General features: G+C 62.9%; 23 protein-coding genes and 3 tRNA genes. 11 read left to right on the top strand and 15 right to left on the bottom strand.

Translation table 11 applies throughout. The annotated features are described in order from the left end of the window. The first annotated feature begins 1 nt into the window (after position 1). From ACT9T4_RS25550 to ACT9T4_RS25515, 8 genes are all read left to right on the top strand, one after another. Positions 2–76 (top strand) — tRNA-Gln (locus ACT9T4_RS25550). Positions 77–135: 59 nt separating this feature from the next. Next, positions 136–210 (top strand) — tRNA-Gln (locus ACT9T4_RS25545). 44 nt (positions 211–254) lie between these two features. Then, entirely contained in the window at positions 255–1196 is a 942-nt protein-coding gene (locus ACT9T4_RS25540; RefSeq protein ID WP_042556284.1) for a ribose-phosphate pyrophosphokinase, read from the top strand. Positions 1197–1309: 113 nt separating this feature from the next. Continuing rightward, entirely contained in the window at positions 1310–1936 is a 627-nt protein-coding gene (locus ACT9T4_RS25535; protein ID WP_042556216.1) for a 50S ribosomal protein L25/general stress protein Ctc, read from the top strand. Positions 1937–1987: 51 nt separating this feature from the next. Further along, positions 1988–2578 carry an aminoacyl-tRNA hydrolase gene (gene pth, locus ACT9T4_RS25530; protein WP_042556215.1) on the top strand — a complete coding sequence of 197 codons (591 nt, stop codon included), beginning with the start codon at positions 1988–1990 and terminating at the stop codon, positions 2576–2578. 34 nt (positions 2579–2612) lie between these two features. Beyond that, on the top strand, positions 2613–3713 hold the full coding sequence (gene ychF, locus ACT9T4_RS25525) for a redox-regulated ATPase YchF (protein WP_042556214.1): 1101 nt from the start codon (positions 2613–2615) through the stop codon (positions 3711–3713). Positions 3714–3934: 221 nt separating this feature from the next. Then, positions 3935–5689 carry a sensor domain-containing diguanylate cyclase gene (locus tag ACT9T4_RS25520; RefSeq protein ID WP_499119646.1) on the top strand — a complete coding sequence of 585 codons (1755 nt, stop codon included), beginning with the start codon at positions 3935–3937 and terminating at the stop codon, positions 5687–5689. Positions 5690–5816: 127 nt separating this feature from the next. Beyond that, positions 5817–5893 (top strand) — tRNA-Met (locus ACT9T4_RS25515). 83 nt (positions 5894–5976) lie between these two features. On the opposite strand, the gene ACT9T4_RS25510 is transcribed toward ACT9T4_RS25515, so the two are convergent. The 10 genes from ACT9T4_RS25510 to ACT9T4_RS25465 all read right to left on the bottom strand — a co-directional run bounded on the left by ACT9T4_RS25510 (position 5977) and on the right by ACT9T4_RS25465 (position 11257). Beyond that, on the bottom strand, positions 5977–6573 hold the full coding sequence (locus ACT9T4_RS25510; RefSeq protein WP_499119643.1) for a putative adenosine monophosphate-protein transferase Fic: 597 nt from the start codon (positions 6571–6573) through the stop codon (positions 5977–5979). Next, entirely contained in the window at positions 6573–6743 is a 171-nt protein-coding gene (locus ACT9T4_RS25505) for a YhfG family protein (protein WP_156152798.1), read from the bottom strand. The genes ACT9T4_RS25510 and ACT9T4_RS25505 overlap by 1 nt, the downstream gene beginning before the upstream one ends. A 119-nt stretch (positions 6744–6862) precedes the next feature. Further along, positions 6863–7153, bottom strand: a complete 291-nt coding sequence (locus ACT9T4_RS25500; protein ID WP_499119640.1) for a FitA-like ribbon-helix-helix domain-containing protein — start codon at positions 7151–7153, stop codon at positions 6863–6865. A 20-nt stretch (positions 7154–7173) separates the two neighbouring features. Beyond that, positions 7174–7545, bottom strand: coding sequence for an excalibur calcium-binding domain-containing protein (locus tag ACT9T4_RS25495; protein WP_499119637.1), 372 nt, complete (start codon positions 7543–7545; stop codon positions 7174–7176). A 153-nt stretch (positions 7546–7698) separates the two neighbouring features. Further along, on the bottom strand, positions 7699–8289 hold the full coding sequence (locus ACT9T4_RS25490) for a hypothetical protein (RefSeq protein ID WP_499119635.1): 591 nt from the start codon (positions 8287–8289) through the stop codon (positions 7699–7701). Continuing rightward, on the bottom strand, positions 8264–8536 hold the full coding sequence (locus ACT9T4_RS25485) for a DNA-binding protein (RefSeq protein ID WP_499119632.1): 273 nt from the start codon (positions 8534–8536) through the stop codon (positions 8264–8266). The genes ACT9T4_RS25490 and ACT9T4_RS25485 overlap by 26 nt, the downstream gene beginning before the upstream one ends. A gap of 780 nt (positions 8537–9316) precedes the next feature. Next, positions 9317–9934, bottom strand: coding sequence for a hypothetical protein (locus ACT9T4_RS25480; RefSeq protein ID WP_499119630.1), 618 nt, complete (start codon positions 9932–9934; stop codon positions 9317–9319). 195 nt (positions 9935–10129) lie between these two features. Then, positions 10130–10426, bottom strand: a complete 297-nt coding sequence (locus ACT9T4_RS25475; RefSeq protein WP_499119629.1) for a type II toxin-antitoxin system RelE family toxin — start codon at positions 10424–10426, stop codon at positions 10130–10132. Further along, on the bottom strand, positions 10419–10697 hold the full coding sequence (locus tag ACT9T4_RS25470) for a type II toxin-antitoxin system Phd/YefM family antitoxin (protein WP_499119627.1): 279 nt from the start codon (positions 10695–10697) through the stop codon (positions 10419–10421). The genes ACT9T4_RS25475 and ACT9T4_RS25470 overlap by 8 nt, the downstream gene beginning before the upstream one ends. A 272-nt stretch (positions 10698–10969) precedes the next feature. Then, positions 10970–11257, bottom strand: a complete 288-nt coding sequence (locus ACT9T4_RS25465) for a hypothetical protein (RefSeq protein WP_042556206.1) — start codon at positions 11255–11257, stop codon at positions 10970–10972. A 229-nt stretch (positions 11258–11486) separates the two neighbouring features. On the opposite strand from ACT9T4_RS25465, the gene ACT9T4_RS25460 reads away from it, so the two are divergent. From ACT9T4_RS25460 to ACT9T4_RS25450, 3 genes are all read left to right on the top strand, one after another. Then, positions 11487–14540 carry a sensor histidine kinase gene (locus tag ACT9T4_RS25460; RefSeq protein ID WP_499119623.1) on the top strand — a complete coding sequence of 1018 codons (3054 nt, stop codon included), beginning with the start codon at positions 11487–11489 and terminating at the stop codon, positions 14538–14540. Next, positions 14537–15175 (top strand): response regulator, encoded by a 639-nt coding sequence (locus ACT9T4_RS25455; protein WP_042556205.1) that lies wholly within the window; start codon positions 14537–14539, stop codon positions 15173–15175. The genes ACT9T4_RS25460 and ACT9T4_RS25455 overlap by 4 nt, the downstream gene beginning before the upstream one ends. 158 nt (positions 15176–15333) lie before the next feature. Then, positions 15334–15765 carry a helix-turn-helix domain-containing protein gene (locus ACT9T4_RS25450; protein WP_499119620.1) on the top strand — a complete coding sequence of 144 codons (432 nt, stop codon included), beginning with the start codon at positions 15334–15336 and terminating at the stop codon, positions 15763–15765. Here the strand turns inward: ACT9T4_RS25450 and ACT9T4_RS25445 are convergent. From ACT9T4_RS25445 to ACT9T4_RS25425, 5 genes are all read right to left on the bottom strand, one after another. Beyond that, positions 15762–17207 carry an ATP-binding protein gene (locus ACT9T4_RS25445; RefSeq protein ID WP_499119618.1) on the bottom strand — a complete coding sequence of 482 codons (1446 nt, stop codon included), beginning with the start codon at positions 17205–17207 and terminating at the stop codon, positions 15762–15764. The two genes, ACT9T4_RS25450 and ACT9T4_RS25445, sit on opposite strands and share 4 nt — an antisense overlap. 217 nt (positions 17208–17424) lie before the next feature. After that, positions 17425–18375 (bottom strand): GlxA family transcriptional regulator, encoded by a 951-nt coding sequence (locus ACT9T4_RS25440; RefSeq protein ID WP_042556280.1) that lies wholly within the window; start codon positions 18373–18375, stop codon positions 17425–17427. Between the two features lie 180 nt (positions 18376–18555). Next, complete coding sequence (locus ACT9T4_RS25435; RefSeq protein WP_499119616.1) at positions 18556–19458, bottom strand: LysR family transcriptional regulator; 903 nt, start codon at positions 19456–19458, stop codon at positions 18556–18558. Positions 19459–19510: 52 nt separating this feature from the next. Next, a complete protein-coding gene (gene ycaC / locus ACT9T4_RS25430; protein WP_042556201.1) occupies positions 19511–20137 on the bottom strand; it encodes an isochorismate family cysteine hydrolase YcaC in 627 nt (208 codons plus the stop codon). Continuing rightward, positions 20134–21786, bottom strand: coding sequence for an MFS transporter (locus tag ACT9T4_RS25425; RefSeq protein ID WP_499119614.1), 1653 nt, complete (start codon positions 21784–21786; stop codon positions 20134–20136). Before ACT9T4_RS25425 ends, ycaC begins: the two co-directional genes overlap by 4 nt. Between the last annotated feature and the right edge of the window lie 238 nt (positions 21787–22024).

Raw genomic sequence — 22024 nt, 5'->3', positions numbered from 1 at the left:
CAGGGGCGTCGCCAAGCGGTAAGGCACCAGGTTTTGATCCTGGCATGCGTTGGTTCGAATCCAGCCGCCCCTGCCATAACCACCCAAGGGTGGCTCGTACTACCGAATTGAGCAGCATTGCGTCACACACGATACAGGGGCGTCGCCAAGCGGTAAGGCACCAGGTTTTGATCCTGGCATGCGTTGGTTCGAATCCAGCCGCCCCTGCCATTTTTATACTCATCCAGGTTACCCTCAGCCGGCAGGTACTGCGCGTGTCCAAGATGATGGTCTTTACGGGGAATGCTAACCCCGATCTGGCGCGACGTATCGTTCGTCAGCTGCACATCCCCCTCGGCGATGCCTCTGTCGGAAAGTTTTCCGACGGCGAAATCATGATCGAAATCAACGAAAACGTCCGCGGTAAAGACGTCTTCCTGATTCAGCCGACGTGCGCGCCAACCAATGACAACCTGATGGAACTGGTCGTGATGGCAGATGCCTTCCGCCGCTCCTCAGCCACTCGAATCACCGCTGTCATCCCCTACTTCGGCTATGCCCGCCAGGATCGCCGTCCGCGTTCCGCCCGTGTGGCAATCAGCGCCAAAGTCGTGGCCGACATGCTGACCGTAGTGGGCATCGACCGTGTTCTCACCGTCGACCTGCACGCGGATCAGATTCAAGGCTTCTTCGATATTCCGGTAGATAACATCTACGGTTCGCCAGTACTGGTGGACGACATCGAAGATCAGCGTTTCGACAACCTGATGATCGTCTCCCCGGATATCGGCGGCGTGGTACGTGCGCGTGCCGTTGCCAAGTCCCTGGGCGTGGACCTGGCGATCATCGACAAGCGTCGTGAGAAAGCCAACCACTCCGAAGTGATGCACATCATCGGTGACGTGGAAGGTCGTACCTGCATCCTGGTCGACGACATGGTCGACACCGCCGGCACCCTGTGCCACGCGGCCAAGGCTCTGAAGGAACACGGCGCCGCCAAGGTGTTCGCTTATGCGACTCACCCGGTACTGTCGGGCCGCGCCATCGAGAACATCGAGAACTCGGTACTGGACGAACTGGTGGTGACCAACACCATCCCGTTGTCCGCTGCCGCGCAATCCTGTTCGCGCATTCGCCAACTGGACATCGCGCCGGTTGTCGCTGAAGCGGTACGCCGCATCAGCAATGAAGAATCTATCAGCGCGATGTTCCGCTAACCCGGAATACCGCTGGTAAAAAGACGCCTGGCCATTTGGCCAGGCACATCACCGAACCGCCCCGTCGCTGGTCGCAAGCGTAACGGGCGGTTTGGTTATTCTGGAGAAGTGAAATGACTGCTGAATTTACTCTGAATGCCGAAGCGCGTTCCGACCTGGGGAAAGGTGCGAGCCGCCGCCTGCGTCGTAACGCCGCCCTGGTTCCTGCCGTAGTTTACGGTGGCGAGAAAGCCCCTCTGTCCATCAGCCTGGTTGCCAAGGATTTCGCCAAGCTGCTGGAAAACGAAGCGGCGTTCAGCCATGTGCTGAACCTGACCGTTGATGGCAAGAAAGAAAACGTACTGATCAAAGCCCTGCAACGTCACCCGTCCAAAGGCTTCGTTCTGCACGCTGACTTCATCCGCGTGATCGCTGGCCAGAAACTGACCGCACACGTACCGCTGCACTTCATCAACGAAGCCACCTCGGTTGGCGTCAAGCAAGGCGGCGGCGAAGTCCTGCACTCCTTGAACGAAGTCGAAGTTTCCTGCCTGCCGAAAGACCTGCCGGAATTCCTCGAAGTCGACATCGCCAAAGTCGAACTGGACCAGACCGTTCACCTGTCCGACATCAAACTGCCGAAAGGCGTTGAGCTGGTCGCTCTGGCCCACGGCAGCGATCTGCCGGTTGCCAGCATCCACCTGCCGCGCGTTCGTGTAGAAGACGCAGCTGAAGGCGAAGGCGAAAGCACCGCCGAGTAATTGGCGAGCTCCACACCTCGGTGTGGAACTGCTTTAGGAAAGGGCTCCTGTATGACTGCCGTACAACTGATCGTTGGCCTGGGTAACCCGGGTCCCGAATACGACCAGACCCGGCATAATGCAGGGGCCCTTTTCGTTGAGCGCCTGGCCGACAGCCAGCGCGTGAACCTCAGCGTCGATCGCAAGTATTTCGGCCTGGTGGGCAAATTCGTCCATCAGGGTCGCGAAGTTCGTCTGCTCATCCCCACCACCTTCATGAACCGCAGCGGCCAGTCCGTGGCGGCGTTGGCGAATTTCTTCAAGCTCAAGCCCGAAGAAATCCTGGTGGCCCACGACGAACTCGACATGCCCCCCGGCGTCGCCAAACTCAAACAGGGTGGCGGGCACGGCGGGCATAACGGGCTGCGCGACATCATCGCGCAGCTCGGCAACCAGAATAATTTCCACCGCCTGCGGCTTGGCATCGGCCACCCCGGGCACGCCAGCATGGTTTCCAATTTCGTGCTGGGCCGCGCACCGCGTGGCGAGCAGGAACTGCTGGATACCAGCATCGGCTTCGCCCTCGACGTCCTCCCGGAAATACTCGCCGGTGACTGGACGGTAGCGATGCGCAAGCTGCACAGCCAGAAAGCCACTCTCTAACTTCATCTACCGCCTTTGGCGCGAGGGACACACCATGGGATTCAATTGCGGCATCGTCGGCCTACCCAACGTCGGCAAGTCCACCCTGTTCAATGCCCTCACCAAATCCGGTATCGCGGCCGAGAACTTCCCGTTCTGCACCATCGAGCCGAACAGCGGCATCGTGCCGATGCCCGACCCGCGCCTCGACGCCCTGGCGGAGATCGTCAAGCCCGAGCGCGTGATCCCCACCACCATGGAATTCGTCGACATCGCCGGCCTCGTGGCGGGCGCGTCCAAGGGTGAAGGCCTGGGCAACAAGTTCCTCGCCAACATCCGCGAGACCGACGCCATCGCCCACGTGGTGCGCTGCTTCGAAGACGAGAACGTCATCCACGTCGCCAACAGCGTCGACCCCAAGCGTGACATCGAGATCATCGACCTCGAACTGATCATGGCCGACCTCGACAGCTGCGAGAAGCAACTGCAGCGCGTCACCCGTACCGCCAAGGGCGGCGACAAGGAAGCCGTGGCGCAGAAAGCGCTGCTGGAAAAGCTCATCCCCCACTTCACCGAAGCCAAGCCGGCGCGCAGCCTGCTCAAGACCCTGGGTGACGACGAGAAGCGCCTGGCCAAGACCTTCCACCTGCTGACCACCAAGCCGGTGATGTACATCGCCAACGTCGCCGAAGACGGCTTCGAGAACAACCCGCTGCTCGACGTGGTGCAAGCCATCGCCGACGCCGAAGGCGCCATCGTGGTACCGGTGTGCAACAAGATCGAGGCCGAGATCGCCGAACTGGACGATCTGGAAGAAATGCAGATGTTCCTCGAGACCATGGGCATGACCGAGCCTGGCCTGAACCGCGTGATCCGCGCCGGTTACTCGATGCTCAACCTGCAGACCTACTTCACCGCAGGCGTGAAGGAAGTACGTGCCTGGACCGTCAAGGTCGGCGCCACCGCACCGCAGTCCGCTGCCGCGATCCACACCGACTTCGAAAAAGGCTTCATCCGCGCCGAGGTCATCGCCTATGACGACTTCATCCAGTTCAAGGGCGAAGCCGGTGCCAAGGAAGCGGGCAAATGGCGCCTGGAAGGCAAGGAATACATCGTCAAGGACGGCGACGTGATGCACTTCCGCTTCAACGTCTAAGCCGCACCCCTGACCAGACGAAGCCGCGTTTTTACGCGGCTTCGTCGTTTCTGCATGCCTGGAAAAGCCCGCACAGCCAGTCCCGGCGGTGCTGGCAGGCACGCTACCAACTGCCCGGCAGACGAACGGCAGTAAAATGGCGGCATTTAGCCACCACTCGCCATCGCTTTGCTCCAGCGCCGCAGTATACTGGCCCAGCCCTCACCAGCAGGCGCAGTCCCTTGAAACCTGACGATGAGCTTCTGGAGTCGTCGAACGCCGCCCCCGCGGAAGCCCGTTTCGACGCTTTGTTCCGGCTCGCAAAACGCCTGTGTGGCGTCAACCTCGCAAGGATCGCAACCGGCACCCACCTCAGCGGTTCTACAGAGCCCGAGCAACGCCTGCCCGCAGCATTGGACGCCTACCTGCAGGAACTGATCGCCCGCACCGGCCTCGGCCACTCGCCCCTGCTGCTGCCCGACACCCGCCTCGACACCGCGCCCCAGGCCGCGCCGTCGCCCGGTTTCTTCGTCGGTTACCCGCTGCGCAGCGTCGATGGCGGCTACCTGGGCGTGTTCTACCTGGCCGATGGCGAACCGCAGCGGCTCAGCGACGAGCAGTTGCTGGCCCTGGACGATATCGCCGAGAGCGCCGCCAACCTGCTCGAACAGATCCGCCGCGAAGCCGCCGCCCGCCAGGCCAGCGAAGCCCTGCTCGCCCAGGAAAGCCGCATGGCCCTGGCCATTCAGGGCAGCGGCACGGGCATCTGGGACCGCGACGTGGTGACCGGCGAGATCCACTACTCCAGCGCCTGGAAAGCCCTGCTCGGCTACGCCGACCACGAGGTCAGCAACCGTATCGAGGACAGCTACGGCCGCGTCCATCCCGACGACCTCACCTACGTGCAGCAAGCCGTGCTCGCGCACTTCGCTGGCCACACCGAGAGCTACGAAGTGGAGCACCGTCTGCGCTGCCGCGACGGCAGCTACAAATGGGTGTGCAGCCGCGGCAAGGTGGTTGCCCGTGACGAACGGGGCAACGCCCTGCGCATGCTCGGCACCACCACCGACATCACCGCCCTGCGCGAGCTCTCCGAACGCCTGCAACGCAGCGTCGAACTGATCACCCGGCTGACCGACCAGGTGCCCGGCATGGTCTTCCAGTTCCGCAGCCTGCCCAACAGCAGTGGCTACTTCACCTACCTCAGCGCCGGCGTCTACGACATGTTCGAAGCCACCCGCGAACAGATCGACAGAGACCCGGAGATCCTCCATACCCTGGTCCACCCGGACGACATGGAGACCTACCAGATGGCCCGCCTGCGCGCCGAACGCGAGCTGAGCACCTGGCACATCGAATACCGCGTGATACTGCCGCGCCAGGGCCTGCGCTGGCGCCTGGGCGAAGCGCGGCCACAACGTGAAGCCGACGGCAGCATCGTCTGGCATGGCGTGGTCACTGACATCACCGAACGCAAGCGCATCGAAAGCGAGCTGCAGGAATTCGCCTCCCTCGACGCCCTCACCCAGCTACCCAACCGCCGGGTGTTCATGGCCCACCTGGAAACCGAGCTGGCGCGTATCCAGCGCAGCGACGTCTTCACCTCCACCCTGCTGATGTGCGACCTCGACCACTTCAAGCTGGTCAACGACAAATGGGGCCACGCCATTGGAGACCAGGCGCTGCGTCACTTCAGCCGCATCCTTCGCGAACAGCTGCGCAAGAGCGACCTGGCCGGCCGTGTCGGCGGCGAAGAATTCGCCGTGGTGCTCAGCGGCGCGGGGCTGATTCAGGCCCGCGACTTCGCCTGCCGGGTGCAACACAGCCTCAAGGACGAGCCCCTGAACATCGAAGGAAAACAGATCCACCTGACCCTGAGCGTCGGCATCGCCCTGCTCGAGCGCCAGGACACCACCCCCGACACCGTACTGTGCCGTAGCGATGCCGCCCTCTACCGCGCCAAGAAGAACGGCCGCAACCGCGTCGAGGTCGGCTGAGCCCCCCTCACCACCGAGCGCCCACCAGCAAAGCGCAGCCGTTCGGCTAAGCGTTTGAAAGTGCGTAAATTTATTCTGCCCAAAGGCTTGACACACCAGGGGCAGATGCGGAAAATGCGCGCCACTCGGCTACGTAGCTCAGCTGGTTAGAGCATAGCATTCATAATGCTGGGGTCCGGGGTTCAAGTCCCTGCGTAGCCACCAAACAAAACAAGGGTTTACCGAAAGGTAAGCCCTTTTTTGTTTCTGGGGTGTCCCCAAACTGTCCCTTTCTTGTCCCGCCCACATCAGGCGATGGGATCACCGATGCAGCGCTCGAAAATGGCGGTCATTGCGCGATAGTCGCAAACCACCGAATCGATGTTTGCCTGAATCCACTCAGCCTCATCTACACCCCACCAGTCGACCTGATAGCCCGCGTTGATGATCAGGTGCTCGAACAGAATCCGCTGAGCCCGGCCATTTCCCTCCCGAAACGGGTGGATGATGTTCAGATCTCCGTACAACTCTGCTGCGGCCACCACCAGATCTGGCCGAGCCATCGCTTCGAACCAGCCTGCTGAGGCTACTCGCTTGAACAGCTTGCTGGATTCCGCCTCGATGCGGGTCACGTTGCAGAAATGCGTTCCGCCCTTCGAGATATCGACCGTGCGCAACTCACCCGCCCAGTCGTAGACATCATCGAACAGATGCCGGTGTATACGCTGCAGGTAGGCGAGATCGTAGGGAGGGAGGTCGAAGTCCAGCTGGCTAGCAGCGATTTCAGAGAGGTTGCGCTCAGCCTCATGGAGAGCGCTATCGTCAGTCAGGCCAAGACGATTACGTAGAACATCGGTGCCTGGGTAGCAGTAAGGATCTTGCCCAGCGCCGTACTTGTCGAGCATCAGGCCTGACTAGACCGCGCAGCGTTCAAAGCAGCCTCACGGGTCGGGAGCTTACGCTCGGCATCGGCCTGGGTCGTGTTGAACCCCTCGAGGCGCAGGCTGGCCGCGTAGTTCGACCGGCGTGCCTTGGCGCAATAAGCCTTCTTGGCTTGCAGAGATACACCTGTCATGGGATTGCCTCTTCGGTTTCGCCAGCGGCCATTATACCGGATGCACGCCGCTATCAGGTTGCCCCTCATTCTGGCTCAGTAATGCAATCGGTGAAAGGATCAAGGCGGTGTCGAAGCGATCAGGTGCCAGATGCGAATACTGGCTTCATCCGTTTGGAAAGCACGTTGTCGTCGAAGCTCGCAGCCTTGGCTTTGGTGTTTCGCTCAGGCACATCGAGGTCAACACCACCCACCGCAGAAAAACGAGCGTGGATGCGACTCCCTAAGCCACCTTTCTTATCTTGTTTGGTCAGCGCCTGGCGAATGATCTGTCCCGCCTCTTCTTCCATGGAACGCCCGTGGTTGGCAGCAACGACGCGCAGCATGGCCTTGAGGTCATCATCCAGATTTCGAATCGTGATAGTTGCCATTCAATGCCTGCGTTTCGTGACTAACCGCACCACTGTCGCTCGCAGGGTACGCCATCGTTATTGCCGTCCATCTCTACGCCGGGGCAGTTACGTAGAAAGAATTTGGCCTCGCCACAAGAACGCATCTGCGAGCAGTGTTTACGGCCATCGCAGCGATAGCTCGAGGCGGGCTGCGATTGGGGCTTTGGCTTGATCTGAGCTTCCGTGCCGGTCCAGGCGAAGGTCGGGATGAAGCGTTCGAGAGAAAACGCCGGGGCGGGCTGTTCGATCACCGGGCTGCTCAAGACCGAGCCGTCGGCGGCGACATTGGTGATTACCGGGCTGCTTGGCGGCTTCAGGTAGAAGTGCCAGAAGGCAAAGCCCAGGGCGATGATGACGATCAGTTTTTTCAAGCCTGCACTCCATTGCGTAACGGCTGTCGCAGCCTGCGAACGGCAAGATTAGCGCATCCTGCTTTGGCCGTGGAGCCATCTACCCATGCAGCATGGCACTGCAGCGTGCCGCGCTGAACCGGGCGCCTGCCGACCAGCCACCTTGTAGCGTTATCACAACGTCTGGTCAGCGCCATGCTCCGACGAACCGAGCACCTGCAACCTCTCCTCGGCTCGACCGTCGAGGCGCACTACCCGAAGGGTGCGGATATCCGAGAAGAACACCTCATCGGGAAACGGGCTGGCGCCCGCCACGCTCATGACCATGAAATAGCCGTGCGCCCAAACACCCTCCACCGGCAGCACGACACCCACCACCTGAACGCACTGCCACAAAGGCTCGAGCTGATCGTCCCACACCAGCTCGGCCAGAACGGTCTGCCCGAGATAGGCCAGGGCAGCCTGAGCATCCTGGGCTAACTGTTCGCCCATGGTGTTGCGAGCTTCGCCGGTGTCGCCCTCCTCCCCATCGAGACCAGTTGCACGCAGCTTGCTCAGATCGACCATCAGCACATCAGTGCGGGTTACGCTCGGCAGGCTGCCGTTCTCGATCATCTCGCCCACCTGATCGGTAGTGACTCCGCAGGTAGCCGCAAAACGCTCGATGCTGCGTAGGTCATTGGCGGCGGAACTGAGTAGAGCAACCTGACCGTTCGCATCTACCTCGTTAGAAATTGGCTCAGTCATCACGGCAATCCACTGCATAGACCATGCTCTTGCCGCAGTCTGTTCCTCGGCGGGTACGGTGCAGCTTGGTGACGCGGTGACGGCCAATCTCGGCGGTCGGGACTGTGCCGGATTCGATCCACCCGCGGACAACATCCTCGGTGATGATGTCGATGCCCAGCAGCTTGGCGAACATGTGCTTTGAGCAAAACGGCGCATCACGCAGGTCGTTGACGCGTTCCGGGTTTCCCTGTGTGTCGAACCCCACTATTCCAGACTGCTCCATGCTTTTGCCCTATAATCCGATCAACGACCAACATTTCACTGAAATAGTTTCAGTGAAATGTTGAAGTGAATAATAGGCAAAACCCTCTCTCAGTGAAATAGTTTCAGAGAATATTTTTATACCTTTATGGAATCAATACAGAGCAGGGCTAGACTTTTAATAGATAAGGCCGGTCTAGATCGACTTGTACGTAACGGCGAGATCAGCCACTCGCGCTGGCAAAGCGTGAGATACAAGGACATTCGGATGAGCACTGAGGAGCTAGAGGTACTGCAGGCAGTATTTCCTCAATACAGATTGTGGTTGATTAGTGGTGAGGTGATGCCTGAGTCCGGGCAGACGAGCCCCGATTTTGACGAGGCTAACCGAAACTTGACCGGTCAAAACGCGGGATAGCGATCACTAAGAAAGTAGCTGGGCGCTGGTACGCTCGACAAGGCCCCAACGACGGAAGATGAAAAAGCTTTTCTCAGTATGGATTTTAACATTACCAAATTTGCTTTTTGCAGCTCCTATAGACTGGTCAATCTCCATGAACAAGTTCAATGAAATATACATAGCTCACCCTGCATGTAGACCATCAAAAATGAAGTGGATTCAAATGGAGTGTTCAAACTATAGGAGCAGGGCATTAAAATGCTTTCAAATTGAATGGTCTAATAATTCATACTGGGACGGAAGGAAAACCATTGATAACGCGGAAGCGAATAGACGAGTTAACAAAGAAGCTTTTGAATGACCCACATGCAGGCAAGCAAAATCAACATGTAGGTCAGCACATTAAAACCGCAAGTCGTCATCCATAGAAAGCTGTCCACTTTCAGCTTCCTCAATAGTTCTAAGCTCGTACTCTAACTGCCGCTTTCTTCTTTCTTTTCTTTCATTCTTTTCAACTCCATCTGTCATCTCTGCCAATTGGCGATCACGATAGAGACTTTGATGAGAGCTTTGGACGGTGTGTGCGATTAGACCATAAAATGAAAAGGTGCCCTTCATGATACGACCATCACCGCACAACTCAAGGAGATAAGAGTTGACGCCAAACCTCTCTGGATTACCGTTTAGCAGTGTTAACTGAACGAATCGATCACGAACAATTCCAGTTATATTAAATTTCCTAACCACTTCATACATCCTGACAGAATCATCACGCTCGTGATCCCATATGAATGTGGCTTCCCCATATATATTACCAGCACGCTGACGGAGATTAAAAATTATTTCCTGAGACATACCGGGATCGATACAGTGCCATTCACCGGCAATTACAACTCCGTCATATGTGATAGAACGATACCACGGTATAAGAATCTGCTTAACAAAGACGGCAATAAGTCCGACAACAGCCGCAGAGAGAACACCGGAAAGCACAGCGAGAAAAAGGTCTGTAAACCCCAATTCTGAACCCACCATTTGGAAGAAAAAATGATGTTATTTCGCCACCACAGAAAAGGCAAAGAGAAATCGCTAGCCAAATAGGCAGTGACTACCGGATGCTCATTTTGTGAAGGAGAGAGCAGCAACATGGAGGGAGCCAGGCGAAGAGTGACATTTCATGCGGGTATAAGTGGTAATCAGGGTAATAGCAGATGATTACGGCTGCTCTACCCTTTTCTGAGCAGCTGTATAGGCCTCAGAGCGATCACGCTTACCAACAGCCACAACCGTTATCACCAGCTTGTTATCGACGACCTGATATACAAGACGGTAACCGGCAGAGCGGAGCTTGATCTTGTAGCAGTCAGTCATGCCACTGAGCTTGTCAGCCTCGATGCGGGGCGAGGTCAGACGCTCTTTGAGCTTTTTGGCAAACTGGAGACGAATGGTGGCGTCGAGCTTGTCCCATTCCTTACGAGCCTTGACGTGAAACTCAAGCTTGAAGCTAGGCACGAATGCCCGCCTCGGCTTCAGCAATCAGGTCGTCGATATCTACAGAGACGGTTTCGCCGCCCTGGCGAGCACGAACCACTTCAGCCAGTCGCAGATCATCAAGCATTTCGAGCATGGCTTGATAGCGAGCGGGTGGTACGGCGTAGAACGCCGGTTCGTTACGATTGAGGATGACCACAGTTTCACCATGACCTTCACGAATGGTACCCATCGGGTCACGCTTAAGATCAGTAACGGAAGCGGCTACATCAGCCAACACTGGAAAGGTCATGGGAACACCTCCTGAAGCATCATGAAAAGCACCTTTAAAAGCACTCATAGCGTACGCTGAATCAGTGACTACGAGAAGCCTTTTTTCTGGAAAACACTGCAGCAATGGGGATTCGACACGCCTGGAACCCCCGTTTTATGGTGCTATGTGGGGGAACGGAGGTAACCTCAGAAGATTCATAATGCCTAGCACGGCCCCTCTCCCAAAAACAAAAAAGGCTCATCAACCGATAAGCCTTCTTATGTAACCATCCGCCCAGCCCCCAACCTCCGTTAAAAAACGAAATACCCCACCGCCACCATCGACCCACAGGCGACCACGCCGAGGATCAGCAGCAGGCGGCTGGTGCTGGAGCCTTCGCGGGCGTCGAGGAGTTGTTGGGCGTGCAGGTGCAGGTAAGAGGGGGTCGCGCGCAGTTTGGCGGGGCGCTGGATTCTGAGGACGCTGGCGTCAGGCGTGGAGGGATCGTTTTCAGGTTTGGCCCTGAAGTTGTCCCATGATGCGTTGTGTCCCTGCTGTCGGCGCTCTTCGCGCCACCACTCGTGGTCTTCCAATCCCATGATCAGCCCTCCTGGCTGGTGATGATCATTCCCGTCGATCATTGAGAGCCACGATGGCGGCTCGGAGTTCAGTGTACAGCTGTAAACAGATTCGTGCAGGTTCCTTGAGGCGGGTAATTTTAGTCCCACTTACATTCCGCGTGCTGTGCGGCCGGTCACCCTACGGCTATGGCATCGCTGTAACGCTGGGCGCACAATCGGCGTTTTCGCGTTTACCTGACGGCCTGCCGTGAACCGCCCTCCCCTGACTCTAGCCTATGGTGTGCCTGACGTGGCACGGCATGGTCGCACCTGGCTGCTGGCGGTGTTACTGGGTGTGTGCCTGCCGGGCGTGCAGGCCGAACCGCTGGCGGTGCGAGAGCATCACCGCTGGACCACGGCGGACGACGACGGCCCCAACCAGGTGAGCGCGCTGGCGCAGACGGCCGATGGCTACCTGTGGCTGGGCAGCGATGACGGGCTGCTGCGCTTCGATGGTTTCACCTTCGTGCCCTACCGCCCCGGCGACGAGCAGCCCCTGGGCACCGTCGCCAGCCTGCTGGCGGTGGACGATGGCCTGTGGGTCGGGCTGCGGGCCGGTGGCGCGCGGCTGATCGAGGGGCCGGCCGCCCGCTACTTCGCGCCCGGGGCCGGGCTGCCGAGCGGAGCGCTCTACGGTTTCGCCCGTGAGCCCAGCGGCACGCTCTGGGCGGCGGCCCATGACGGCCTGGCACGTTTCGACGGGCAGCGCTGGCAGCGGGTCGGTGCAGCCGAAGGCTTTACGGCGAACAGTGCCCGGGCCGTGTTCGTCGACCGGGAGGGCGGTGTGTGGGCGGCGAGCAGCAAGGGGCTGTATCAGCGCCCTCCCGGTGCGCCGCGTTTCAGCGAGGTGGCGGGCGAGCTCGATTGGGCCAGCCAGATCGCCCAGGCGGCGGACGGCACGCTGTGGGTCGCCGAGCGCTACGTCAATCGCCTGCACCGCGTCGTGCAGGGCCCGGCGCCGCACCTGCAGAGCCAGGAACTGGACTCGCCCATCAACGGTTTGTTGTTCGATCACAGCGGCGGGCTCTGGACCAGCACGCCCGGCAACGGGCTGCGCCGCTACCCGGCCGCAAACGCGATGCTGAAGGAGGCCGATGCGGAGCAGCTCACCAGCGCCCAGGGGCTGAGTGCCGATTACCTGTGGCCCTTGCTGGAGGATCGCGACGGCACGGTGTGGGCCGGTAGCAGCGGCGGCCTCGACCGCTTTCGCCTCGGCGAGCTGAAGGCCGCACCGCTGCCCGCCGGTACCCTGAACGCCGCACTGGCGATGGCGAGTGACGGCGCGCTCTGGGCAGCCAGCAATAACCAGGGAGTGATGCGCCTGCACGGCGGCGACCTGCAGCGCTGGCCGATCCCCGAGCCGGTCACCAGCCTGATCGCCGCTGCCGATGGCGCTGTCTGGGTCGGCGGTCCTCATGGGGTGTGGCGCGGCACGCCAGAGGGCGTCGAGCGACAGGCCGAACTGCCCGAGCAGGCACCGGAAGATGCCTCGATCCGCGCCATGGCGGTGGGTGCTGAGGGCGCCTTGTGGGTGTCGATCAACCGGCTCGGGCTGTTCGTGCTGCGCGGTGGGCAGTGGCAGGCGGTGCCCGGCGTCAGCGAGGCGCCGAGCCAGATGATGCCGGTCAGCGCGGGGAGCGATGAGCAAGGCCGCCTGTGGTTCGGCTACCGGGACAACCTGCTGGTCACCCGCCTGGGCGATCAGGTGCGCCGATGGGGCGCGGCGGATGGCCTGAACATCGGCCACGTTACCGCTCAGCTGCATCAGGGCGGCAGCTCCTGGGTCGGCGGCCAGCATGGCCTGGCACGCTTCGACGGCCAGCGCTTCCAGACCCTGCACCTGCCGGACAACGGCCAGTTCGACAACATCTACGCGATTCTCCCCGGCACGGCGGGGGACCTGTGGGTGCATGGCAAGGCTGGCATCGTGCAGGTGCCTGCGGCCGAGTGGCAGCGTGCCCTGGCCGAGCCGCAGCATCGCCTGCGCTACCGCTCCATCGGCCTGGACGGCAGCCTGGCCAACGACCCCTACCGGGTGCTGCCCTTGCCCACGGCGGTGGCCGGGCCGGATGGGCGGCTGTGGTTCTCCACCAGCGCGGGGGTGGGCTGGATCGACCCGGCCAGCCAGTTGCCCGCCCCGCCGCTGCCACCGGTGGTGATCGAAGGGCTGCAAGTGGACGGTGCACCCATGCCACTGCAGGCAGGGCTGCGACTGCCCGCCGACAGCCAGCGCATCCTCATCGACTACACGGCGCTGAATCTGCGGGCGCCGCACAGCCTGTCGTTCCGCTATCGCCTGCAGGGTTACGACCGCGCCTGGATCGAAGCCGGGCGCCAGCGTCAGGCCATCTATACCGGGCTGCCGGCCGGGGATTTCCGTTTCGAGGTGCAGGCATTCGACCAGGGAGGTGGCGAACCGGCCGCGCCGACCGTGCTGGCGTTCAGCGTCGAGCCGGTGTTCTACCTGCGGCCGCTGTTTTACCTGCCGCTGGGCAGCGCGCTGCTGCTCGGCCTGTGGTGGCTGCATCGCCTGGTGGTGCAGCGTGATCGGCGGCGCCTGCAACTGCGCCTGCAGGCCCGGCAGAGCGAACGCGAGCGGATCGCCCGGGAGCTGCACGACACCCTGCTGCAAGGTTTGCAGGGGCTGATGCTGCGCTTCCAGGCGGCGACCGACACGCTGACGGCCGACCACCCCGCACGGCCGCGCCTGGAGCACGCCCTGGACCGCGCCGACGAGGTGATGCACGAAGGCCGCGAGCGCGTACAGGACCTGCGTCAGCCGGGCCCGGGCATCGACCTGCCCGCCGCGCTGGAGCGCCTGGGCGCAACGCTGGACGAGCCGGGCCTGGCCTTTACCGTACAGGTCAAGGGCCAGCGGCGCGCCCTGCAGGCGCCGGTGCATGACGAGGCCTATCGCATCGCCGCCGAGGCCATCGGCAACGCGATACGCCATGGCGCGGCACGGCGCATCGCGGTTCGCCTGGTGTATGGTGGGCGGCGCTTCCAGTTGCGTGTCGACGATGACGGCCAGGGCATCCCGGCCGCCTACACCGCCGCTGAAGGTCGGCCCGGGCACTGGGGCGTGCGTGGCATGCACGAGCGCGCCAGCGGTATCGGCGCCCGCCTCGTGGTGCAACCGCTGCCGACTGCCGGCACCCGCGTGCACCTGCAACTGAGCGCCAGCCTGGCCTATGCCGGGCCAACCCGAAGTGCCTGGCGGCGCTGGCTGACGGCGCGCCCCCGAACGGAAGACGATGCATGAACGACGCCCCCATCCGCCTGCTGGTGGTCGACGATCACCCCCTGCTGCGTGACGGCATCGCAGCGGTGCTCGACGCTCACGACGACATCCTGCTGGTCGGCGAGGCCGCCGATGGCCTGCAGGCCGTGGAGCGGTTCGCCGCGCTGCGCCCGGACGTGACCCTGATGGATCTGCAGATGCCCGGCCTCAACGGCACCGAGGCCATCCAGGCGATTCGTCGACAGTTCGCGGACGCCTGCATCGCCGTGCTCACCACCTACAGCGGCGACGCCCGTGCCTTGCAGGCGGTGCAGGCCGGTGCCCGGGGTTACCTGCTGAAAAGCATGCTGCGCAAGGAGCTGGTCACGGCCATCCGTACCCTGGCGGCGGGCAAGCGCTACTTCCCCGAACCGATCGCCAGCGAGCTGCTCGATGCCATCGCCCAGGACACCCTCACCGCCCGGGAAACCCAGGTGCTGGGCAGCGTCGCCCAGGGCCTGGGCAACGGCGATATCGCCAGCCAGCTGGGCATCTCCGAAGACACGGTGAAGGGCCATATGCGCAGCATCATGGACAAGCTCAAGGCGCGTAACCGCACCCACGCGGTGGCCATCGCGATGCAACGCGGGATCATCGACGCCTGGCCGCCAGGCTGATGTGTTGCAACGTTAAGCGCCGCCCTTAACCTTAATTAACATTACGCAACTCGCCCCTACCGCCCTGCTCTCCAACAATCCGTATCGCCCGCGGCGTTCTCTGCAATGCCGCGCAGCACCGCGCTCCTGCGGCGCTGCCAGCGAATACGGACATCCCAATGAATCGAGCAGCGCAGTCCCGCCCTACCCTCGTCGCCAGCGACGCCACGCCTGCGATCGGTCGGCTCGCGACCTGGCAGGAGGCCATCGCCAAGCGGCTGATGCTCGAGCACATGGATGCCGGTATTTCGGTCGCCGAAGTGGCCGAGGCCTGCGCCCTGTCACGCAGCCATTTCACCCGCAAGTTCAAGGAGAGCACCTGCCTGTCGCCCCACGTGTGGTTGCGCCAGCAACGGGTAGCGAAGGCCAGGGAAATGCTGCTGCAGTCGTCGCTGCCGCTGACGGCTATCGCCATGGATTGCGGCTTCTTCGATCAGGCGCATTTCTGCCGAGTGTTCGCCAAGAGCACGGGCCTGAGCCCGCTGGCCTGGAAGCGCCAGCAGATGGCCGCGCAGCCGGTGGCCGCGCTGCTCCGGCAGGTTGCCTGCTAAGCCGGTGTCGGCAGCACCTGCGCCGCAACGATGGCGGCCTGGCGGCGCTTCTCGGCGGCGTAGGCGCGGGTGCTGTTGAGCATGTGGTAGTAAACCCGATCGCCGTCGCGGCGCAGGCCGATCAACGACAGCGAGACCAGCCGCGCCAATGAAGCGCAGCGCTCGCTGTCGCTGATCGGCAAGCCTGCCAGTGCGCTGCGCACATCGGCCACGGTGAAGTATTCGTCGCACACCGACAGCCCGTGCAGGCAACTGCGCTTGCGCTCGTCGAGCAGCGCGTAACTCCAGTCCAGCGAGGCCATCAGGCTGGACTGCCGGGCCGGCGTGGTGCGCCGCCCAAGCAGGCTCAGGTAACTGTGGTTTTCCAGCTGGGCGAGGATGCCTTCCAGGCTCTGCACGTCGAGTTGCGCGGCAGCCAGTTCGATGGCCAGGGGCAGGCCGTCGAGGCGCCGACAGAGTTCGACGACCCGCGGCACATCGGTCTCGCGCAGGCTGAAGCCCGACTGCCGCGCCCGCGCACGGCGGGCGAACAGCTTTACCGCGGGGTAACGCAAGGCAGCGGCCAGGCGCAGGTGGCTGCCCAGCGGCGGGGTGTCCAGCGGCGCCAGCGGTTGCACGTATTCCTCGCGGGTACGCAGGGCCTCCCGGCTGGTGGCAAGAATGCGCAGAGCTGGCGCGGCGTGCAGCAGGGCTTCGCAGAGCGCGGCGCAGGCGTCGATCAGGTGCTCGCAGTTGTCCAGCAGCACCAGCATGTGACGGTGCGCCAGGGTGGAGAGCAGAAAGGCCTGGGCGTGCTGATCGGCCGGCACCGCGAAGCCCAGCTCGGAGGCGAGCGCAACGGCCAGTTGCGCCGGGTCGCTGACCATCGCCAGGTCGACGAAGCGCACGCCGTCGCGGAACTGGCCGAGCTGTTGCTGGGCGACGCGCAGGGCGACGGTGGTCTTGCCGACGCCACCGGGGCCGATCAGCGAGATGTGCCGGCGGGTCTGCAGGCGCCGGGTCAGTTCCTCGATCAGTTTGTCGCGGCCTTCGATGCGCACCGGCTTGCCGGGCAGGCTGGGCACTGCGCAGGGCTGCAGGTCGAGCTCGCCGGAACGCTGGCTGACCTGCTCGACGTAGGCGACGAAGCTGTAGCCGCGCTGGCGCACGTTGGTGATGTAGTCCCGCGATTGCGGGCAAACACCCAGGGCCCGGCGCAGGGCCGAGATGTGCACGCGCAGGTTGATCTCTTCGACGAAGGTCTTCGGCCAGACCTGGGAGATGATGGTCTCCTTGCTGACGATCTTGCCGGCGCTTTCCACCAGCACCAGCAGGATGTCCAGAGCCCGGGCGCCTATCTGCAGCGGGCGGTCGCCGTCGAGCAGCAGGCGGCGCTGCGGGTGCAGTTCGAAACGGCCGAAACGCAGGACGGTGTCTTCGCCACGGGTGTCGAGATCGTGCATGATCCTTTCAGCGTCGCGCCAGGCCGGACACGCACCCCAATGGGCCTCGGCTGGTCGGCGATGCGCCGCTCCTTGCAGTGATAAGAGAATCATTCTCCGCCGATCGCCGACGGTGCGACATCGCTATGGGGGTATCGATTCGGCCATACCGGTGCCCATCACGGACAACGGCCTGGCCGCTCTGGCACGGGGCTTTCGTCAACCAAACGGGTCGAGGTCAGCCGAACTGGTGGCGGTACTGCACCGGGGTCAGCCCCAGGCGTTTGTCGAACATCTGGCGCATGTGCCGGGCGCTGCCGAAGCCGCTGCGGAAAGCCACGGTCTTCATCGGCAGGTCGGTGCCTTCGAGCAGGCTGCGGGCGTGGTCGATGCGGGCGGCGAGCACGAACTCCATGGGCGTCATCTGCAGCTCACGGGTGAATACCCGGGCGAAGTTGCGCACGCTCATGGCCGCCAATTCGGCCAGTTGCTCGACGCTGAACGGCTCGTGAATGTTCTCCAGCACGTGCTGCTGGATGCGCTCGAGGGGCGTGGCACCCTGCCCGGTCGGTGGCAGCAGCGGGCTGAACTGGGCCTGCCCACCCTGGCGTTTGATCACCACCAGTAGCACCTTGGCGACATCCAGCGCCAGCTTCTTGCCGTGGTCGTCGGCAAGGATCGACAGCGCCAGGTCGATGCCAGCCGTCACGCCGCCGGAGCTGAGCAGCTTGCCGTCCTTGGTGAACAGCTGATCGCTTTCCAGCCGCGCCTTGGGATAGCGCTTGGCCAGGCGATCCAGATAATGCCAATGGGTGGTCACACGATGGCCGTCGAGCAAACCCGCCTCACCGAGGATGAACGCACCGGTGCACACCGCGCCATGCCGACGCGACGCTGCGGCGGCGTCCCGCAGCCAGGCATGCAGATGCGGGTGGCTGGAGTCGTAGGCGCCGGGGCCACCGGGCACCAGCAGGGTGTCGTAGGCGACCGGCGCGTCCTCGGCCAACTGGTCGGCCTGCATGACGATGCCGTTGGAGGCGCGCACGGCCAGCGACGACGCCCCCAGGGTGAGGATGCGGTAGTGATCGCTCTCGGGCAGATAGCGGTTGGCGACCGAAAACACCTCGATAGGGCCGGCCACGTCGAGCATCAGCACGTCGGGAAAGAGCAGGATCGCCACGGTTCTTATGGGCATGCAGGGTCTCGAAACACGGAGGGACACGGCCTGACATGGATGTCGGACAACTGCCGGGTGGGGAATCGTACGCCGATTATCGGGGCCCGACAGCCTGAATGGCAGACCCGCAAGGACCGCCTCGGTACAACACTAAAGTGTTGCTGGCAGGCGGCCAGAAAGGCACCAGCGGGATCAGGCGCCCATGAAGCGCAGGATCTGCTCGCGCAGCCAGCGCTCGGCGGGGTCCTGGTCCTGGGCGGCGCGCCAGACCATGGTCAGTTGCGCGGGGACGATATCGAACGGTGGCGCTTCCATCACCAGCCCACCGCCTTGCACCAGGGCTTCGGCGGCGTAATCCGGGATGGTGGCGATCATGTCGGAATTGCGCAGCAGCGCACCCAGGCCATTGAAGTGCGGCACGGCCAGGGCGATCTTGCGCGAGCGCTCGAGGCGCGCCAGATCCTGATCGATGTTGCCGCACAGGTCGCCGGACATGGACACCAGGGCGTGAGGCCGCGTGCAGTAGTCGTCCAGGCTCAGCGGCGGCGTGCCATCGGCAGCACGGATGACCATGGCACGGATGTTACGCAGGCTGCGGCACTTGGCGTTGGCCGGTAGCTGCGTGGTGTAGCTGATGCCGATGGACACCTCGCCCGTGGCGAGCAGCCCCGGCAACAGCAGGAAGTTGGCGTTGCGTACCACCAGCACGCAGTCGGGCGCCTGTTGGCGCAGGTGGGCGAGCAACTGCGGGAGCAGGCCGCACTCGACGTCGTCGGACATGCCGATGCGAAACACCGCGGTGCTGCTGCTCGGGTCGAAGTCCGTCACTTCGCTGATCGCCTGGGAAATGCCATCCAGCGCCGTTGGCAGGCGGCGGAAGATTTCCAGCGCGCGGGGCGTGGGCTCCATCTCGCGGCCGTTGCGCACCAGCAGCAGGTCATTGAAATAGTCGCGCAGACGGGTCAGCGACGCGCTGATCGCCGGCTGGCCGAGGTAGAGCTTCTCCGCCGTGCGCGTGAGGTTGCGCTCGTGCATCAGGCTTTCGAATACGACCAGCAGGTGCAGGTCGACCTTGCGAAGATCGTTGCGGTTCAAGAAGGTGCTCCAGAGGCCGACCGCGGCGAAGGATCACCGCGGCCGGGTGTCATCACTTGCTGGCGGTCAGCGTGAAATAGCTGGTCATCAGGTTGCGGTAGTTGGGGATGTGGTTGGACAGCAGCGCGCCCAGCCCTTCGATATCGTTGCGCCAGTCGCGATGCAACTCACAGGCCACGGAGAACCAGTTCAGCAGTTGTGCACCGGAAGCACTCATGCGGTTCCAGGCGGCTTGCTGCACGGTCTTGTCGAAGGTGCCGGAGGCATCGGTGACCACGAACACGTCGAAGCCTTCGGCGATGGCCGAGAGGGTCGGGAACGCCACGCAGACGTCGGTCACCACGCCAGCGATGATGATCTGCTTCTTGCCGGTGGCCTTGACCGCCTTGACGAAGTCTTCGTTGTCCCAGGCGTTGATCTGGCCAGGGCGGGCGATGTACGGCGCATCCGGGAACAGCTCCTTGAGTTCGGGAACCAGCGGTCCGTTGGGGCCTTGCTCGAAGCTGGTGGTGAGGATGGTCGGCAGGTTGAAGAACTTCGCGCAGTTGGCCAGGGCCAGGACGTTGTTCTTGAAGTCGCTGGGGCTGAAATCCTGAACCAGGGAGATCAGGCCAGCCTGGTGGTCGACCAGCAGAACGACGGCGTCATCTTTGTTGAGGCGCTTGTAGGGAACGGTCATGGTGATACTCCTGTTGCGTTAGGGGTGTTTGCTGAAGGGGCTTGCGGGGTATGCGGTGCCGGCACGCCGAGCAGGTGGCGAATGCGCACGGCGACGCCGTCGCGCTGGTACTGCCGGGCGTTGGCTTCGATGCGTTGCTCGGCGACGGTGACGCGGCCGTGGTGGCGCAGGTGCTCGAGCCAGGACGCATCGAAGAAGAATTCCTGCCAGAGCTGCGGGTTCTCGCTGTCCTGCAGCAGGCCCCAGGACAGCGCGCCGTTGCGCCGGCGCATGGCACGCACGGCGAGCATGGCTTCGCTGAACGCGGCGGCGTTCTCGGCGGGGATGTCGTACTCCAGGGTGACCATCACCGGGCCGCGCTCGCGGTCCATGTCGGCACTGAGTACCGGCGCGGGCCAGTGCACGGAGGGCGCCAGGTCTTCGGCAGCGGTGACCGGCAACGCGAACCCCCAGGACAGCAGCACACCGAGCAGCAGCATCGTGCCGCCGCCAGCCAGGGCAACGGTCAGCGAAAACTCGCTGGCCAGCGAACCCCAGACGATGCCGCCCAGGGCACTGCAGCCGAAGAACACCAGGATGTACACCGCCAGGGCCCGGGCCCGTACCCAGCTGGGCACCGAGGTCTGTGCGGCCACCTGCAGGCTCGACAGCACGGCGATCCAGGCGGCGCCGCTGACCAGCATCACCGGAATCAACAGCGCGAAATCGCGGATGAAGGCCAGGGCGAACAGCACGGCGGCATAGGCGACGCTGGCACCGGCGACGATCAGGTCGCTACGCAGCCGCTCACGCAGCTTGGGCAGGAACATCGCCCCGGCGATGGCACCAGCGCCCACGCAGCCGAGCAGGATGCCGAAATCCGCCGCCGTGCCCTGCAGTTCGCGGCGCACCAGCAGAGGCAGCAACGACATACCGGCACTGGCGCCGATGAAGAACGCCAGGGTGCGTACCAGCACGGCCTGCAGCGGCTTGGCACTGCGCGCATAACGCACGCCGAGGCGCACTGCGCCGAACAGCCGCTCGGCCGGCAGGATGCTCACCGTAGGCGTGCGTTTCCAGGCGTACAGGGCGGCGATCACCGCGAAGAACGACACGGCGTTGAGGGCGAAGGTCAGCCAGGGCCCGCTGAGGCTGACCAGAATCCCGGCGATGGCCGGCCCGATGGCCCGCGCCACGTTCATGCCCAGGCTGGAGAGCGCCACCGCGGCTGGCAGTTCATCCTTGCCGACCAGCTCCGGGGTGAGTGCCGACCAGGCCGGCATCATCAGCGCGGTGCCGATGCCCATGGCCAGGGTCAGCAGGAGCAACAGCGGCACGTTCATCCAGCCGAGCAGCGTCAGGCTGGCGAGCAGCACCGCCACGCTGGCCATCCACAGCTGCACGGTGAGCAGGTAGCGACGCTTGTCGACGATGTCCGCCAGGGCGCCAGCGGGCAGCGCCAGAAAGAACATCGGCAAGGCCGCCGCCACCTGCACCATCGCCACCGCGAGTGGGCTGGCAGACAACGAGGTCATCAGCCAGCCGGCCCCCACCTCGTGCATCCAGGTGCCGATGTTCGAGGCGATACTGGCCAGCCACAACCAGCGAAACACGCTGCTGCGCAACGGGCTCCAGGGGCTGGCGGGGTTCCGCTTGATGACGCTTTCCATGGCTGCTCTCGTAAACCGCACAATGACGATCTGTGTTCGTTGAAAAAATGCGCATGCCCGCAATGCAGACGTCAGCCCATGCCTCGCGAATCTCCTCCTTACCTGTGGGAGCGTTGCCATGCGCCCGAATCGCGGGCATGGCCCGCTCCCACAATCCCCGCGGGGTGGATGACGCTTCACCCATCCACCGGAGCCAAAATCGCGTGGTGGATGAAAAAAGCGTCATCCACCCTACGGC

The sequence above is a fragment of the Pseudomonas sp. SZ40 genome (assembly GCF_052958135.1).
Note: the sequence above shows the minus strand (reverse complement) of the source record. Positions and strands in the feature narration are given on the sequence as shown.

Bases quoted from the DNA above. Each gene is read 5' to 3' on its own strand.
- ACT9T4_RS25505 (WP_156152798.1), bottom strand. From the start codon at position 6,743: ATGACAGGTGTATCTCTGCAAGCCAAGAAGGCTTATTGCGCCAAGGCA.
- ycaC (WP_042556201.1), bottom strand. From the start codon at position 20,137: ATGACCGTTCCCTACAAGCGCCTCAACAAAGATGACGCCGTCGTTCTG.
- ACT9T4_RS25425 (WP_499119614.1), bottom strand. From the start codon at position 21,786: ATGGAAAGCGTCATCAAGCGGAACCCCGCCAGCCCCTGGAGCCCGTTG.
- ACT9T4_RS25500 (WP_499119640.1), bottom strand. From the start codon at position 7,153: ATGGCAACTATCACGATTCGAAATCTGGATGATGACCTCAAGGCCATG.
- pth (WP_042556215.1), top strand. From the start codon at position 1,988: ATGACTGCCGTACAACTGATCGTTGGCCTGGGTAACCCGGGTCCCGAA.
- ACT9T4_RS25470 (WP_499119627.1), bottom strand. From the start codon at position 10,697: ATGACCTTTCCAGTGTTGGCTGATGTAGCCGCTTCCGTTACTGATCTT.
- ACT9T4_RS25535 (WP_042556216.1), top strand. From the start codon at position 1,310: ATGACTGCTGAATTTACTCTGAATGCCGAAGCGCGTTCCGACCTGGGG.
- ACT9T4_RS25510 (WP_499119643.1), bottom strand. From the start codon at position 6,573: ATGCTCGACAAGTACGGCGCTGGGCAAGATCCTTACTGCTACCCAGGC.
- ACT9T4_RS25465 (WP_042556206.1), bottom strand. From the start codon at position 11,257: ATGGGATTGGAAGACCACGAGTGGTGGCGCGAAGAGCGCCGACAGCAG.
- ACT9T4_RS25445 (WP_499119618.1), bottom strand. From the start codon at position 17,207: ATGCACGATCTCGACACCCGTGGCGAAGACACCGTCCTGCGTTTCGGC.
- ACT9T4_RS25450 (WP_499119620.1), top strand. From the start codon at position 15,334: ATGAATCGAGCAGCGCAGTCCCGCCCTACCCTCGTCGCCAGCGACGCC.
- ACT9T4_RS25485 (WP_499119632.1), bottom strand. From the start codon at position 8,536: ATGGAGCAGTCTGGAATAGTGGGGTTCGACACACAGGGAAACCCGGAA.
- ychF (WP_042556214.1), top strand. From the start codon at position 2,613: ATGGGATTCAATTGCGGCATCGTCGGCCTACCCAACGTCGGCAAGTCC.
- ACT9T4_RS25490 (WP_499119635.1), bottom strand. From the start codon at position 8,289: ATGCAGTGGATTGCCGTGATGACTGAGCCAATTTCTAACGAGGTAGAT.
- ACT9T4_RS25455 (WP_042556205.1), top strand. From the start codon at position 14,537: ATGAACGACGCCCCCATCCGCCTGCTGGTGGTCGACGATCACCCCCTG.